Source organism: Sanguibacter sp. 25GB23B1 (assembly GCF_040012415.1).
GTDB lineage: Bacteria > Actinomycetota > Actinomycetes > Actinomycetales > Cellulomonadaceae > Sanguibacter.
The window spans coordinates 36302-50024 of record NZ_JBDYKL010000010.1 but is presented as its reverse complement, the minus strand read 5'-3'; the positions used below and the strand labels follow the sequence as shown (position 1 = coordinate 50024).

Here is a 13723-nt window from a genome sequence, read left to right as displayed (position 1 = left end):
CTGTGGAGTGCACGTTCTGCCCTCAAGAGCACGCCCCCGTGGGGAGCCCGACGCAGGCTCCCCGGCCGATCAGTCCTTCGGGGCCGCCGCGCGGAGCTTCTCCAGGAGCGGGCCGGCGGCCGTGTCGAGGAACTCCTGCTGCTTCTCGTCGCCGACCTGGACGAGCGCGATGTCGGTGAAACCGGCCTCCCAGTACACCGAGACCGCCTCGACGATCGCGTCGAGGTCCGGGCCGCACGTGACGGACCCGGCGACGTCCTCCGGGCGGACGAACGAGCTCGCGCTCGCGAACGCCTCGGTGGTCGGGAGGTTGGCGTTGACCGGCCAGCCGAGGCCGGACCACCGGAACTGGTCGTGCGCACGGGCGATCGCCGCATCCTCGTCGGTGTCCCACGAGATGGGGATCTGCCCGATCTTGCGCGACGCCGGCAGCGACGAGTCCGCCCGCGTGTCGTCCCACAGGCGCAGGAGGTCGGCCGACGGCTCGGTGGTGATGAGGTGGTCGGCGACCGGCGCGTAGTGCGCGATCGACTGCGGCCCGGAGATGGCGACACCGATCTCGACCGGGGTCTCCGGCAGGTCCCACACCCGAGCGGAGTCGACGCGGAAGTGCGACCCCTCGTAGGTGAGGAGCTCGCCGGTGAAGAGCTCGGTGATGATCTGGATGGCCTCGTCGAGCATCTCGTGGCGTTCGTCGACCGCGGGCCACCGCTGACCCACGACGTGCTCGTTGAGGTTCTCGCCCGCACCGAGGCCGAGGAGGAAGCGGCCGTCGGAGAGCAGCCCCAGCGTCGCGGCCTTCTGCGCGACGATCGCGGGGTGATACCGGATCGTCGGGCACGTCACGTACGTCATGAGGTCGACGCGCTCGGTCGCCTGCGCGACCGCCCCGAGGACGGCCCACGCGTACGACGAGTGGCCCTGCGTGTCGAGCCACGGGAAGTAGTGGTCGCTGGACACCTCGAAGTCGAAGCCGAGCCGCTCGGCGGCGACCGCGTAGTCGACGAGGGCCTTGGGGCCCGACTGCTCGGTCATGAGGGTGTACCCGAATCGCGTCATGCTTCATCGTCACCCGCGCCTGGTCGGGGTGCATCTGCAGCGCGTCCGGACAGCAGCGCGTCCTCGCCCACGGGGCAGGAGCAGCACCGTGACTGCGCGCACTGCTCGCACAGCGCGCGCGGCGAGGCGCTCTCTCATAGTCTCGCCCAAGGTTCGGAGACAGCAGGTTCGACGACGGTGCACGAGGGGAACACATGACGCAGGAGACTCCAGGTTCGGACGGTGCTGGTGCACCCGTCCGGCTGCGGCAGCCCGACGGCCCGGCAGACGCGAGCAAGCTCGTCCGCGCTGACAGGAGCACGGACGACAGCACGGACGAGACCGTGGCGCTCGTCGCCCAGGTCCTGGGGTTCGACGGACGCGTCGCACCTGCGCTCGAGTGGGCGGCCACGGTGGGGCGGGTCGCACCCCTCCCGGGAGGCGGTGACACGGCTCGCCTCTGGGAGCTGCTCGCATCGACGGCCGCAGCGGACGTGGGCGTCGCTCGCATCCTCGAGCCGCACCTCGACGCGCTCGCGATCCTCGCGGCGGCCGGTGGCGTCGACCTCGAGCAGGTCGACGCCGGCTCGACGAGCACCTGGGGCGTCTACGCAGCCGAAGGCCCGGGTGTGCGCGTCACGGCCACGCAGCACGCCGGCGGCTGGACGCTCGACGGCGTCAAGCCCTGGTGCTCCCTCGCCCGCGACCTCTCCCACGCCCTCGTCACCGCGTGGACCGACGACGGTCGCCGGCTCTTCGCCGTCGACCTCCGGAGCACCGCAGTCGCCGCGGACGCGGGCCCGTGGGTCGCCCGCGGGCTGGCGCAGGTCGTCAGCGCGCCCGTCCGGTTCGACAGCGCCCCGGCTGTGCCCGTCGGTGACACCGGCTGGTACCTGTCCAGGCCCGGTTTCGCGTGGGGCGGCATCGGCGTCGCCGCGTGCTGGTGGGGCGGAGCAGTCGGCGTCGCACGCGACGTCTTCGCTGCGTGCACCCGGCGCGAGCCCGACCAGCTCGCCCTGGCGCACCTCGGTGCGATCGACACCGCGCTCGCCGGGGCGCGGGCGGTCCTGCTCGACGCGGGCGGCGTCGTCGACGGCCGCGTGCGCGACGAGTCGCCCCTCGAGCCGACGACGCCAGGCCGATCGTCGCCCGAGGAGTCCGCCGTCCCGCCGGGCGTCCTCGCGCGGCGCACCCGCAACGTCGTCGCCCGCGCGGTCGAGGAGACGCTCGCGCGCGCCGCGCACGCGCTCGGTCCCGCCCCGCTGGCCCACGACGAGAGGCACGCCCGACGCGTCGCGGACCTCGCGCTCTACGTCCGCCAGCACCACGCCGAGCGGGACGACGCCGCGCTCGGCCGCGACCTCGTCGCGCACGGGACCCTCCCGTGGTGAGCGTCGGCGACGCCGGACGCGAGGTCGGACCGGACGCACGCCGAACCGCTGGGCACGTCGCGTTCGACCACCGCGACCCCGGGACGAGCGAGAGCGAGTGGGCGACCGCCCTGGGGGAGCGGGACCTCACACCCCTCGACCTCGACGGCGTGGGTCACCTCGTCGTCCTCGCCGCGCACCCGGACGACGAGACCCTCGGCGCTGCCGGGCTCGTAGGCCGGGTCGCCGCATCGGGCGTGCCGGTCACGGTCGTCGTCGCGACGGACGGCGACGCGTCGCACCCCGCCTCGCCCACGTGGACCCGTGACGACCTCGTCCGGGTGCGCCGCGCCGAGCTCGTCGCTGCGCTCGCGGCCGTCGCCCCGCGGGCCGCCGTGCACCTCCTCGGCCTGCCCGACGGTGGGCTGCGCGAAGCCCCCGATCAGCTGCACCGGGCACTCGACGCCGTGCTCGACGCCGTGCTCGACGGCGTCCTCGCGGCCGACGCCCGAGCCGTCCCAGAGAGTGGCGTCGGGGCTGCTCTCGGTGCGTCGACCCGAGACTCCGTCGTCCTCTGTGCACCGTGGGCCGGCGACGGCCACCGTGACCACCGGGTCGCCGGTGAGGTGGCGCGAGCGGTCGCGACGGGCCGCGACCTCGACCTCCTCGAGTACCCCGTGTGGATGTGGCACTGGGCGGCGCCCTCGGACCACGCCGTCCCGTGGGATCGCATGGAGCGCCTCGACCTCACGCCGGAAGAGCAGGCCGCGAAGGCTGCTGCGCTCGCCGCCCACCGCTCGCAGACTGCTCCGCTCTCCGCCGAGCCGGGCGACGAGGCGACGCTCGGGCAGGAGATGGTCCGCCACTTCGAGCGCCAGACCGAGGTCTTCGTCGTCACGCGCGCAGCACGCGCCAGCGACGCAGCCACCCTCCCGCAGAGCTTCTTCGACGACTTCTACTCGGGCCGGTCCGACCCGTGGGGCTTCGAGACGCGCTGGTACGAGGAGCGCAAGCGCGCCGTCACGCTCGCGTCCCTGCCGAGGCAGCGCTTCACCTCGGGCCTGGAGATCGGGTGCTCGACCGGGGTGCTGACGGCCGAGCTCGTCGGACGCTGCGACGCGCTCGTGGCCGTCGACATCGCGGCCGCACCTCTCGAGGCCGCGCGCGACCGGGTGGGAGATCGGGCGACCTTCCTCCAGCTCGCGACGCCGCACGAGTGGCCCGCGGGCCGCTTCGACCTCGTGGTGCTGTCCGAGGTCGGCTACTACTACGGGTCGGACGACCTCGACGCGCTGCTCGACCGCGTCGTCGGATCGCTCACCGCCGACGGGGTCGTCGTCGCGTGCCACTGGCGCCACCCGGTGGCCGAGTACCCGTCCAGCGGCGACGCCGTGCACGCCGCGATCGCCGCGCGCAGCGACCTCGCGCGCCTCGCCCGGCACGACGAGGCGGACTTCCTCCTCGACGTCCTCGTGCGCCCGCCGGCCGTGTCCGTCGCCGCACGGGCAGGCCTCGCATGACCGCGCCGCTCGACGAGGTCGACGCGGTGGCCGTCGTCGTCCCGGTGCACGACGAGGAGCGCCTTCTCGAGGCCTGTCTCCATGCGCTCGAGGCGGCCGTCGACGCGGCGTCGGGTGTCGTCGACGTCGCGGTGGTCGTGGTGCTCGACGGGTGCACGGACCGTTCGGCCGAGATCGCCGGACGGTTCCCGTTCACGCTGGTGCACCTCGCCGAGCGCACCGTCGGTGCCGCGCGTGCGGCGGGGGTCGACGTCGCGCTCGCCGAGCTGGCAGCGCGTCGTCCGGGCACGAGACGGGCCGCCGTGTGGGTCGCCAGCACCGACGCGGACTCGCAGGTCCCGGCGCACTGGATCACGGAGCACCTGGCCGTCGCGCGCTCCGGGACCGACCTCCTCGTCGGGACCGTGCGCCCCGACTTCCGCGATCTCACGCCCGAGCAGCGCGCGGCCTGGTCGGCGACGCACGTCCCCGGCGTCGCGAACGGGCACGTGCACGGCGCCAACCTCGGGATCCGCGCGTCGGTGTACCGAGCCGCTGGCGGCTACCCGGCGCTCGACGAGCACGAGGACGTCGAGCTCGTCGCGGCCGCCCGACGGGCCGGCGCCCGCGAGGCAGCGACCGACCGGTGCTGGGTCCTCACCTCCGGACGGACGGTCGGCCGCACCCCGGGCGGCTACGCCCGCCACCTGCGCGAGTCTCTGCTCCCCGGCTAGCCCGATGCGCGGTCCAGGCCGCGACCTCCGGACCAGCCGGCAGCGCGGATCAGACGACCGCGTCCCGCGGCGCGACCGGGGTGTCGCCGTCCCGGAGCGGGACGCTGCCGCGCTGACCTCGGCCGTCGGCGATCCCGTCGAGCATGTGCTCGAGAGTGATCTCCGAGCTGTGCCTCGGCGACCAGCCGAGGACGGTGCGGGCACGCGTCGTGGACATGAGCGGGGCGCCCATGCCCATGTCGAGCCACCCGGGGTCGGTGGGGACGAGGTGCGCCTGCCACGCGAGGGACAGGAGGGGCCTGATGACTCTCGGGGAGATCTCGAGGAGCCTCCCGTGGTCGACGAGCTGGGCGAGGTCGTCCGCGTAGAGCACGGGGTCGCCTGCGATGTTGAACGCGCCGCCGGCCCGGTGGGTCACCGCGAGGACGTAGGCGCGGGCGACGTCCTCGGCGTGGACCACCTGGAGTCGCAGCCCGGTCGGGAGCGGGATGATCGGCAGGCGACCGGGACGCAGGAGCCCCTGCGGCACCCACGAGCCAATGAAGTACCGCACGATCTCGGCACCCGCGTCGCGCTGGAAGATGAGCGCGGGCCGCAACCGGGTGACGACCACCTCGGGGTGCGCCACCTCGAACCAGTCGAGGACGCGCTCCTGCGCCACCTTGTCGACGCTGTAGTGCGACGTCTCGACACCGCCGCGGTGCCACGACTCGTCGCGCGGTTCGTCGTCCTGCACGGGGGAGTAGGCCCCGACCGACGACGCCGCGACGAGGTGCCCGACCCCGGCGCGGGCGCACGCCCGGGCGACACGCGTGGTGCCGTCGACGTTCGTGCGCCGCAGGAACGTGCGGTCGTGGTTGGGCTGGAGGATCCACGCGAGGTGGATGACGGCGTCGGCTCCCTCGAAGAGGTCCGCCAGCTCGTCGACGACCTCCTCCTCGCCTGCGTCGATGACCTCCTCGCGGCCGATGTCGAAGCGTGCCCACTCCGCGGAGGAGTAGGGCTCGACATGCTGGTCGGGGAGGCGACGGGCGATCCCGAGCACGGACGTCACCGAGGGCTCGGCGTCGAGCGCCCGGAGCACGGCCGTGCCGGAGCTGCCTGTCGCCCCCACGACCACGACCCTCATGCCGTCGGGGCTCCTGCCGACGCCTCAGCGGCTGGCTGCGAGGCCGGCATCGTGGGGTCGAGGACCACCTTGATGCACCCGTCCTCTTTCTTCTGGAAGGTCGAGTACGCGGCGGGCGCGTCCTCGAGCGAGACGCGGTGGGTGCGCAGGTCGAGCACGCCGAGCGGGTCGAGCACGTCGGCGGCGAGCGGCAGGACGTCGTCGATCCACCGCTTGACGTTGGCCTGGCCCATCCGCAGGGTGAGCTGCTTGTCGAACATCTGCATCATGGGCATGGGGTCGACCGCGCCACCGTAGACGCCCGAGATCGAGACCGTGCCACCGCGTCGCACCACCTCCATCGCGGTGTGCAGGGCGGCGAGGCGGTCGATGCCCAACTTCTTGATCATGGGCTTGGCGAGCGCGTCGGGCAGGAAGCTCGCGCCGAGCTGGACGCCCTTCGCGAGAGGCGACCCGTGCGCCTCCATGCCGACGGCGTCGATGACGGCGTCCGTCCCGCGGCCTGCCGTGAGCTCGCGGACGGCCTCGGCGACATCCTTCGTGGTGCGCAGGTCGATGGTGTCGATGCCGTGCCGGCGCGCCATCTCGAGGCGTTCAGGGACCCGGTCGACCGCGATGACCTGCTCGGCCCCGAGGTGCCGGGCGATGCGTGCGCTCATCTGGCCGATGGGCCCGAGGCCGAGGACGGTCACCGACCCGCCGGGCGGGATGTCGGCGTACTTCACGGCCTGCCACGCGGTCGGCAGCACGTCGGAGAGGTAGAGGTAGCGCTCGTCGGGCGACCCGTCGTCGGGCACCTGGACGGGACCGTAGTGCGCCTGCGGGACGCGCAGGTACTCCGCCTGCCCGCCGGCGACCTGGCCGTAGAGCTTCGTGTAGCCGAGGAGGGAGGCCCCGGTCCCCTGGTCGCGCACCTGGGTGGTCTCGCACTGGCTCTGCAGCCCGCGGCTGCACATCCAGCACGACCCGCACGAGACGTTGAAGGGGACGACGACACGGTCGCCCGGGCGGATGTGCGTCACCCCGGACCCGACCTCCTCGACGATGCCCATGGGCTCGTGGCCCAGCACGTCGCCGGCGTCGATGAACGCGCCGAGCACCGTGTAGAGGTGGAGGTCCGAGCCGCAGATCGCGGTCGACGTGATGCGGACGATCGCGTCCGTCGGCTCCTGGATGGTCGGGTCGGGGACGTCGACGACCTGGACGTCCTCCTTGCCCTGCCATGTCAGCGCGCGCATCAGGCGACGCCGGACGAGACGCGGGCGGACGTACGGAGGGGCGTGCTCAAGGGATCGTGCTCAGTCATGCATGCACCTGCTTCGTGTGTCGAGACCCGTTCCGGTAGCGGTCACGTCAGAGGTGACCGGGGTGGAAGGCCTGTTCGTAGACGGACGCCGCTTGCTCGACGCACTCCTGGGTCACCAGCGCGACGGGCTGCGGGTCCGCGATCAACGGTTCGGAGTCGCACCCCCGCCCGACGACGTCCCCCGTGAGCAGCCATCCCGCGTTGCGCGGACGGACCCACAGGTGGGTGTACTGGCACAGCTGTCGTGCGATCCACTGGTCCTCGGGCCGGTCCCACCAGGGCTCCGGCGTGAGAGGGTTCGCGGCAAGACCGGGCAGGTCGCAGCCGCTCTCCTTGTCGTGGCTCCCCGTGCGGGCGTCGATGACCGGCCCGGGGCTGTACCGCAGGTAGAGCGGACCGATCTCGCGCTGGAGAGCGGCGATCTGGTCCAGGTCGATCATCCGGGGCACGTCCTCGAGCCCTGGTGGTACGTCGATGGTGCCGGCGCTCCCGGCCTTCAGCGTGTCGCTCATGATGTCCTCCCGAGAACCGCACCGAGAGAACCACCGTGCCCCCTCGACGCCGAACGCGCATCTCGAGGAGCGGACACGCCGGCGAGCCGCCGACCGGGTGAGGCCTCAGCCCTGGGCGCTGACCCCGAGAGCCTGCACGACGGTCCCGCCCATGTGCGCCTCGCCCGCGGCGAAGACGTCACTCCCGATGAGGACGCGACCCTCGCGGGTCACCTGCTCGGCGGCGCGACCGTCGTCGTACTGGGCGGTGAAGCCACCGGAGAAGCTCACGTTGTACAGGGAGACCGGGACGCCGTCCGCGTCGGTCACCCAGGCGGCGCACCACGTGCACACACGCTCGGGGTAGCGCGCACTCGGGACGGTGAGCGTCCCGCAGACGGGGCAGGCAGCCGTGCCCGCAGGCGTGCCCAGGCCGCGCTGGGCGGTGAGCCGACCGAGCCGCGAGAGGTCGATGCCCCGCATGCCCGGCCAGCCGTGCACCGCGAGCGACCACTCGCGCGGGATGAAGCGCGTGCCGTGCCGTGCGCCGAGGAGCGCTCCGGCGATGGCCGCGACCGTGTCGGTGTCCCCGCCGATGCGCACCGCCCGGTGCAGGGCGTCCGGCAGGTGCGAGACCGTCGCGTCGTACTCGGTGAACTCGCCGGCCGAGAAGAACGGCGAGCGACGGATCGCGTGCCACGCCGCCTGGAACGCCGTGACGGTGAAGCCGTTCGTCCGCAGGTCGGCAACGGGCCGCGCGAGCTCAGCGTCCGCGATCCACGCCTCCCACTGCCCCCGGCGGTCCGCCGGGATCAGGTCCAGGCCCGCACGGACGTCGAGCCGCGACTGGGTCACCGCGACCCGGATCGCCTCCGACCACAGCACGCAGGACTCCGCCGCCAGCGGGTCCGTGTGCGTCAGCTCCGCGACGGCGCGCGCCGCACGAGCGGTGCGCTCGCGGTCGTCGAGGGCGACGAGCCCGACGACGCCCGTGCGCATGAGCGCCCCGTTGCCCGCAGTCTTCTGGGTCTTCTCGTGGAGGACGGCGGACGCCGTCGTGAGCCGCTCGGCGGCCGTGCCCGGGAGGGTCGCTGCCGTGCGCAGGACGCTGGCCGTCTGCGTGCCGACGTCGCTCGCGCCGTCGGCGAGCCACGCCTCGAAGGCTGCCGCGATCTCGTCGAGCTCGCCGGCGCTCACGAGGCCGGCACCGCGCTCGCTCACGCGCGCGATGCACACGGCCATCTGCGTGTCGTCGCTCCACTCGCCCGGGGCGTAGGGGCCGAGGCCGCCACCGGTCATCTGCGCCTCGCCCTCGGGCGGCCACGCGAACTCGTACGGGACACCGAGCGCGTCGCCGCACGCCTGACCCAGGAGCACGCCGGACGCGCGGTCCAGCACCTGCTGGTCGAGGGGGTCGGTGGCCATGACTGAAGATTACTCGTGCGACCTGCCGGAACCGTGTGGGATCTGCGGGTGACCGGTGGGGGATCTCGTGATCCGCGACTCATGTTCGGCCCCCTCGTGCCGATGGATGGGGCATGCAGCACGACGTCGACACCCCGGTGAGCGTGATCCGTCGCGCACCCCGCAGGATCCGCCCGTGGACCGCGGTCCTCTTCGCCCTCGAGGTGGCGGTCGTCGTCGCGCTCGTGGTCTTCTCGTGGGTCAGCGGTTCCTGGACCTGAGCGGTACCTGACCAGCGCGGCTGGTTGACCCCCGAGCTCGGGCACTCGTCTCGAGATCGGGCGATCGAGCGCCCGACCTGGAGACAAGTGCCCGAGGTCGACGGACCCGACCGCTCAGCGCGTACCGCTCTCCGTCGCCGCGACCGCAGCGCGTCCTGCCTCCAGGCGGGCCACCGGCACGCGGAACGGTGAGCACGAGACGTAGTCCAGGCCCACCCCGTGGAAGAACGCGATCGACTCCGGGTCGCCGCCGTGCTCCCCGCACACTCCCATCGTCATGTCCGGGCGGACGGCGCGCGCCTTCTCCACGGCGATGCGCACGAGCTCCCCGACCCCGCTCGCGTCGATCGTCTCGAACGGCGACACCGTGAGGACACCGTTGGCCGAGTACGTGGGGAAGAACGCCGCCTCGACGTCGTCGCGCGAGAAGCCCCACGTGGTCTGTGTGAGGTCGTTCGTGCCGAAGGAGAAGAAGTCCGCCGCGGTGGCGATGCGTCCCGCGGTGAGTGCCGCACGCGGCAGCTCGATCATCGCGCCGACCGGTATGTGCAGCTCGACGCCCTCGGACCGGGCGACCTCGGCGACGATCGCCTCGGCCTGGTCGCGCACGAGGTGCAGCTCCATGACCGACGCGACGAGCGGGACCATGATCTCGGCGTGCGGGTCGCCGCCGGCCTTGATCCGGTCGGCCACCGCGTGCGCGATCGCCCGGATCTGCAGCCCGAAGAGACCAGGCAGGAGCAGACCGAGACGCACGCCGCGCAGCCCGAGCATCGGGTTGGCCTCCCGCATTCGCCCCACGGCCGCGAGCAGGGACACGTCGTGCGCGTCCGGCTCGCCCGCCGCCTGGGCGAGCGCGACCTTGACGGCGAGCTCGGTGTAGTCCGGGAGGAACTCGTGCAGCGGCGGGTCGATGAGCCGGATCGTGCACGGGAGCCCGTCCATCTCGGCGAGCAGCGCCGTGAAGTCCTCACGCTGGAGAGGCACGAGCGCGTCCATCGCCGCGCTGCGCGCGTCGTCGTCCTCGGCGAGGACGATGCGCTCGACGAGCACGCGGCGCTCGCCGAGGAACATGTGCTCGGTACGGCACAGGCCGATGCCCTGCGCGCCGAGGGAGCGGGCCCGCTGGGCGTCGTCGGCGTTGTCCGCGTTGGCGTGGACGTGCAGCCGGCGCACGTCGTCGGCGTGCGTGAGGAGGCGGTCCACGGCGCGGACGAGGTCGGTGACGTCCTCGTCGTCCGCGGCGGCCTCGAGCGTCGCGTCCAGCCCGTCGTGGAGGTAGCGCACCACGGGCGAGGCGACCACGGGCACGTCGCCGAGGAACACCCGGCCGGTGCCGCCGTCGATCGCGATGAGCTCGCCCTCCTTCACGGTGCGCCCGTGCACCGTGAAGGCGCGCGCCACCGGGTCGACGTCCAGCTCCTCCGCCCCGACGACGCACGTGAGGCCCATGCCGCGCGCCACGACGGCGGCGTGCGACGTCTTGCCGCCGCGTGACGTGAGGACCCCGACGGACGCGATCATGCCTCCGAGGTCGTCGGGGTTCGTCTCGCGCCGCACGAGGATGACGTCCGTGCCCTCGGCCGCGCGCGCCTGCGCGGTCGCCGAGTCGAAGACGGCCTCCCCGACGGACGCTCCCGGGGAGGCGGCCATCCCGGTGGTCAGGAGCTCGTTGTCGTGCGCCCCGAACTGCGGGAAGAGGAGCTTGTCGAGCTGTGCGCCGCTGACGCGCGCGAGAGCCTCGTCCAGGGTGATGAGGTGCTCGTCGACGAGCTGGGTCGCGATGCGGAACGCGGCCGCCGCCGTGCGCTTGCCCACGCGGGTCTGGAGCATCCACAGCTTGCCGCGCTCGACCGTGAACTCGATGTCGCACAGGTCCCGGTAGTGCGTCTCCAGGCGGCGCATGGCCAGCTGGAGCTCGCCGTGCGCGGCCGGGTCGAGAGTCGCGAAGTCCTCCAGCGACAGGGTGTTGCGGATACCCGAGACCACGTCCTCGCCCTGCGCGTTGACGAGGTAGTCGCCGTACGTGCCGACCACGCCGGTGGACGGGTCACGCGTGAAGCACACGCCGGTGCCCGACGTGTCGCCGAGATTCCCGAACACCATGGACATGACGGTGACGGCCGTGCCGAGGTCGTCCGGGATGCGCTCGCGGCGGCGGTACAGGCGGGCGCGGTCGGTGTTCCAGGACGTGAAGATCGCCGCGATCGTCAGGTCGAGCTGCTCGCGCGGGTGCTGGGGGAACTCGCGGCCGGCGTGCTCACGGACGATCTCCTTGAACGTCCCGACGAGCGCTTCGAGGTCCTCGGCGGTGAGGCCGACGTCGGAGGAGACCCCGCGCGCGGCCTTCGCGGCGTCGAGCGCGTGCGCGAAGAGGTCCCCGTCGATGCCGAGGACGGTCTTACCGAACATCTGCACGAGGCGCCGGTAGGAGTCCCACGCGAAGCGCTCGTCGCCGGAGAACTCGGCGAGGCCCTGCACGGACGCGTCGTTGAGCCCGATGTTGAGGACCGTCTCCATCATCCCGGGCATGGAGAACTTCGCCCCCGAGCGCACCGAGACGAGGAGCGGTTCGTGGAAGTCGCCGAGCGCGCGGCCGAGGGTGTCCTCGAGCCGGCGGACCGCCATCGTCACCTCGACGCGCAGCTCCGGTGGCAGCAGACCCGTCGCGAGATACGACCGGCACGCCTGCGTCGTGATGGTGAAACCCGGCGGGACGGGGAGGCCGAGGCGGGTCATCTCGGCGAGGTTCGCCCCCTTGCCGCCGAGCAGGTCCTTGAGATCCTTGTGACCCTCGCTGAAGTCGTACACGTACGTACCCACGGCCAGCCTCCCGTTCGCGGGCGGTCACCACGGTGTGACCGCTCCTCCACCCACTCTGGCCCGGGCGGACCGGACAGTCCAGGACGAACGTCACTGTTCTCCAGGCACGAACGGACGCACGTCGCTCAATGAACGGGCTGCGTGGACGGCCTCATGCTGAGCAAGGACCTCAGCACGAGGGAGGGGGTCCACCTAGCCGCGGACGCGCTGCTCGCGAGGCCCACCGCGACGGCTGTGCGGCTACGCCGGGGGGCTCCAACGCCGACTCGACCCTGTTCCTGCGCGAGTGGCGCGCTGAGCGCGCCGAGAAGGCCGCGGTCGACTCCGACGTGCTGGCGATGCCCGACAGCGTCGAGCAGCTCGTGCAGCGCAACGCTGCGCCGCCGGCTCCCGGCAAGACTCTCACGGCCGCGTCGCTTCGACCGTGTAACGCCCGGGCCCCGCTCGGCGCCGGAGGCACACCCGTGCACGTCGAGGCCGTGCGCCGCGGGGACGCGCGTCGCCCTCCGGGTCAGTCGACGAGGCGGACGGGGTCGATGTCGAGGCCGGTGAGTTTGGCGTCGAGGAGTGCGGTGCGCAGGGTGGCGCTGATGATGACGTTGCGGCCGTAGTCGTGGGAGGGGAAGAAGTGTCGGCCGGTGATCTTGCGGGCGGACAGGACCCAGCGGATGGGTTGGCCGTTGGGTCCGAAGGTGGAGGCGTCGGGGTCGAGGACGTCGGGGCGTTCGGTGAAGTGGGCGATGCGGTAGTCGCCGCGGTGCCCGTCGGTGCTGGTGACGACCGCGGGTATCCACTGCACGGCGTCGAGCTCGCCCAGGTGGGCTTGGACGATGTCCGCCATGCGCACGCTGAACAGGCGCACCATCATCGCCACCGCTGGCCAATCAGGGGCGGGCCCGGGCCGACGCCAGTTCCACTCCGTCACGGGTGGGTCGACGAAGATCCCGTCTTTGTCGAGGCGCTCCACAAAAACGCGCCCAGCGGCGGTGGCCGCGGTGAACGCGCTGTAGGAACCGTCGGTGGGGTGGAAGAACGCTGAGGCGGTGTAGTAGCTGGTCATCGGTAGCACTTCCAGTCAGCTGACGAGGCGGACGGGGTCGATGTCGAGGCCGGTGAGTTTGGCGTCGAGGAGTGCGGTGCGCAGGGTGGCGCTGATGATGACGTTGCGGCCGTAGTCGTGGGAGGGGAAGAAGTGTCGGCCGGTGATCTTGCGGGCGGACAGGACCCAGCGGATGGGTTGGCCGTTGGGTCCGAAGGTGGAGGCGTCGGGGTCGAGGACGTCGGGGCGTTCGGTGAAGTGGGCGATGCGGTAGTCGCCGCGGTGTCCGTCGGTGCTGGTGAAGACGGCCGGTATCCATTGCACGGCGTCGAGCTCGCCCAGGTGGGCTTGGACGATGTCCGCCATGCGCACGCTGAACAGGCGCACCGTTGTCGCGGGCCAGTCGGGGGCGGGTCCGGACCGGTCCCAGGTCCATTCAGTGAGGGGCGGGTCGACGAAGATGCCGTCTTTGTGGAGGCGCTCCATGAAGACGCGCCCGCCCGCAGTGCGCGTGAAGTAAGAGCCGTCGGTGGGGTGGAAGAACGCTGAGGTGGTGTAGTAGCTGGTCATCGGTAGCACTTCCAGTAGGAGACTCGCACGATCGTCGGG

The 13723-nt window shown here is 72.5% G+C and carries 12 protein-coding genes; 4 read left to right on the top strand and 8 right to left on the bottom strand.

Annotated features, from left to right (window positions below; genetic code table 11):
• Positions 1-69: 69 nt before the first annotated feature.
• Positions 70-1059: a TIGR03557 family F420-dependent LLM class oxidoreductase gene (locus tag ABKW26_RS08040; RefSeq protein ID WP_348592507.1), complete on the bottom strand. Its 990-nt coding sequence runs from the start codon at positions 1057-1059 to the stop codon at positions 70-72.
• A gap of 194 nt (positions 1060-1253) precedes the next feature.
• Here ABKW26_RS08040 and ABKW26_RS08035 point away from each other — a divergent pair, with 194 nt between their 5' ends.
• Genes ABKW26_RS08035 through ABKW26_RS08025 form a run of 3 tightly spaced genes read left to right on the top strand, consistent with a single transcriptional unit; the run spans position 1254 to position 4641 of the window.
• Positions 1254-2429, top strand: a complete 1176-nt coding sequence (locus ABKW26_RS08035; RefSeq protein ID WP_348592505.1) for an acyl-CoA dehydrogenase family protein — start codon at positions 1254-1256, stop codon at positions 2427-2429.
• The gene (locus tag ABKW26_RS08030) at positions 2426-3928 is read left to right on the top strand and encodes a bifunctional PIG-L family deacetylase/class I SAM-dependent methyltransferase (RefSeq protein WP_348592504.1); all 1503 of its coding nucleotides are present in this window, start codon (positions 2426-2428) and stop codon (positions 3926-3928) included. Before ABKW26_RS08035 ends, ABKW26_RS08030 begins: the two co-directional genes overlap by 4 nt.
• The gene (locus ABKW26_RS08025) at positions 3925-4641 is read left to right on the top strand and encodes a glycosyltransferase (RefSeq protein WP_348592501.1); all 717 of its coding nucleotides are present in this window, start codon (positions 3925-3927) and stop codon (positions 4639-4641) included. The genes ABKW26_RS08030 and ABKW26_RS08025 overlap by 4 nt, the downstream gene beginning before the upstream one ends.
• Before the next feature lie 49 nt (positions 4642-4690).
• On the opposite strand, the gene ABKW26_RS08020 is transcribed toward ABKW26_RS08025, so the two are convergent.
• The 4 genes from ABKW26_RS08020 to ABKW26_RS08005 form a co-directional block, all read right to left on the bottom strand.
• Positions 4691-5770, bottom strand: coding sequence for an NAD-dependent epimerase/dehydratase family protein (locus tag ABKW26_RS08020; RefSeq protein ID WP_348592499.1), 1080 nt, complete (start codon positions 5768-5770; stop codon positions 4691-4693).
• Positions 5767-7008: a zinc-dependent alcohol dehydrogenase gene (locus ABKW26_RS08015; protein WP_348592497.1), complete on the bottom strand. Its 1242-nt coding sequence runs from the start codon at positions 7006-7008 to the stop codon at positions 5767-5769. Before ABKW26_RS08015 ends, ABKW26_RS08020 begins: the two co-directional genes overlap by 4 nt.
• Before the next feature lie 115 nt (positions 7009-7123).
• A complete protein-coding gene (locus ABKW26_RS08010; RefSeq protein WP_348592495.1) occupies positions 7124-7588 on the bottom strand; it encodes a DUF6098 family protein in 465 nt (154 codons plus the stop codon).
• Between the two features lie 105 nt (positions 7589-7693).
• Entirely contained in the window at positions 7694-8992 is a 1299-nt protein-coding gene (locus ABKW26_RS08005) for an ADP-ribosylglycohydrolase family protein (RefSeq protein ID WP_348592493.1), read from the bottom strand.
• 113 nt (positions 8993-9105) lie between these two features.
• On the opposite strand from ABKW26_RS08005, the gene ABKW26_RS08000 reads away from it, so the two are divergent.
• Complete coding sequence (locus ABKW26_RS08000; protein WP_348592491.1) at positions 9106-9252, top strand: hypothetical protein; 147 nt, start codon at positions 9106-9108, stop codon at positions 9250-9252.
• A gap of 114 nt (positions 9253-9366) precedes the next feature.
• Here ABKW26_RS08000 and ppdK read toward each other — a convergent pair whose 3' ends face one another.
• From ppdK to ABKW26_RS07985, 3 genes are all read right to left on the bottom strand, one after another.
• Positions 9367-12075, bottom strand: coding sequence for a pyruvate, phosphate dikinase (gene ppdK / locus ABKW26_RS07995; protein WP_348592489.1), 2709 nt, complete (start codon positions 12073-12075; stop codon positions 9367-9369).
• Between the two features lie 511 nt (positions 12076-12586).
• Positions 12587-13135 (bottom strand): DUF1629 domain-containing protein, encoded by a 549-nt coding sequence (locus ABKW26_RS07990; protein WP_348592487.1) that lies wholly within the window; start codon positions 13133-13135, stop codon positions 12587-12589.
• 15 nt (positions 13136-13150) lie between these two features.
• Entirely contained in the window at positions 13151-13684 is a 534-nt protein-coding gene (locus ABKW26_RS07985; RefSeq protein WP_348592485.1) for a hypothetical protein, read from the bottom strand.
• Between the last annotated feature and the right edge of the window lie 39 nt (positions 13685-13723).

Coding starts and splice junctions, on each gene's coding strand:
- ABKW26_RS08040 (WP_348592507.1), bottom strand. CDS start 1,059: ATGACGCGATTCGGGTACACCCTCATGACCGAGCAGTCGGGCCCCAAG.
- ABKW26_RS08035 (WP_348592505.1), top strand. CDS start 1,254: ATGACGCAGGAGACTCCAGGTTCGGACGGTGCTGGTGCACCCGTCCGG.
- ABKW26_RS08025 (WP_348592501.1), top strand. CDS start 3,925: ATGACCGCGCCGCTCGACGAGGTCGACGCGGTGGCCGTCGTCGTCCCG.
- ABKW26_RS08020 (WP_348592499.1), bottom strand. CDS start 5,770: ATGAGGGTCGTGGTCGTGGGGGCGACAGGCAGCTCCGGCACGGCCGTG.
- ABKW26_RS08015 (WP_348592497.1), bottom strand. CDS start 7,008: ATGCGCGCGCTGACATGGCAGGGCAAGGAGGACGTCCAGGTCGTCGAC.
- ABKW26_RS08010 (WP_348592495.1), bottom strand. CDS start 7,588: ATGAGCGACACGCTGAAGGCCGGGAGCGCCGGCACCATCGACGTACCA.
- ABKW26_RS08005 (WP_348592493.1), bottom strand. CDS start 8,992: ATGGCCACCGACCCCCTCGACCAGCAGGTGCTGGACCGCGCGTCCGGC.
- ABKW26_RS08000 (WP_348592491.1), top strand. CDS start 9,106: ATGCAGCACGACGTCGACACCCCGGTGAGCGTGATCCGTCGCGCACCC.
- ABKW26_RS07990 (WP_348592487.1), bottom strand. CDS start 13,135: ATGACCAGCTACTACACCGCCTCAGCGTTCTTCCACCCCACCGACGGT.
- ABKW26_RS07985 (WP_348592485.1), bottom strand. CDS start 13,684: ATGACCAGCTACTACACCACCTCAGCGTTCTTCCACCCCACCGACGGC.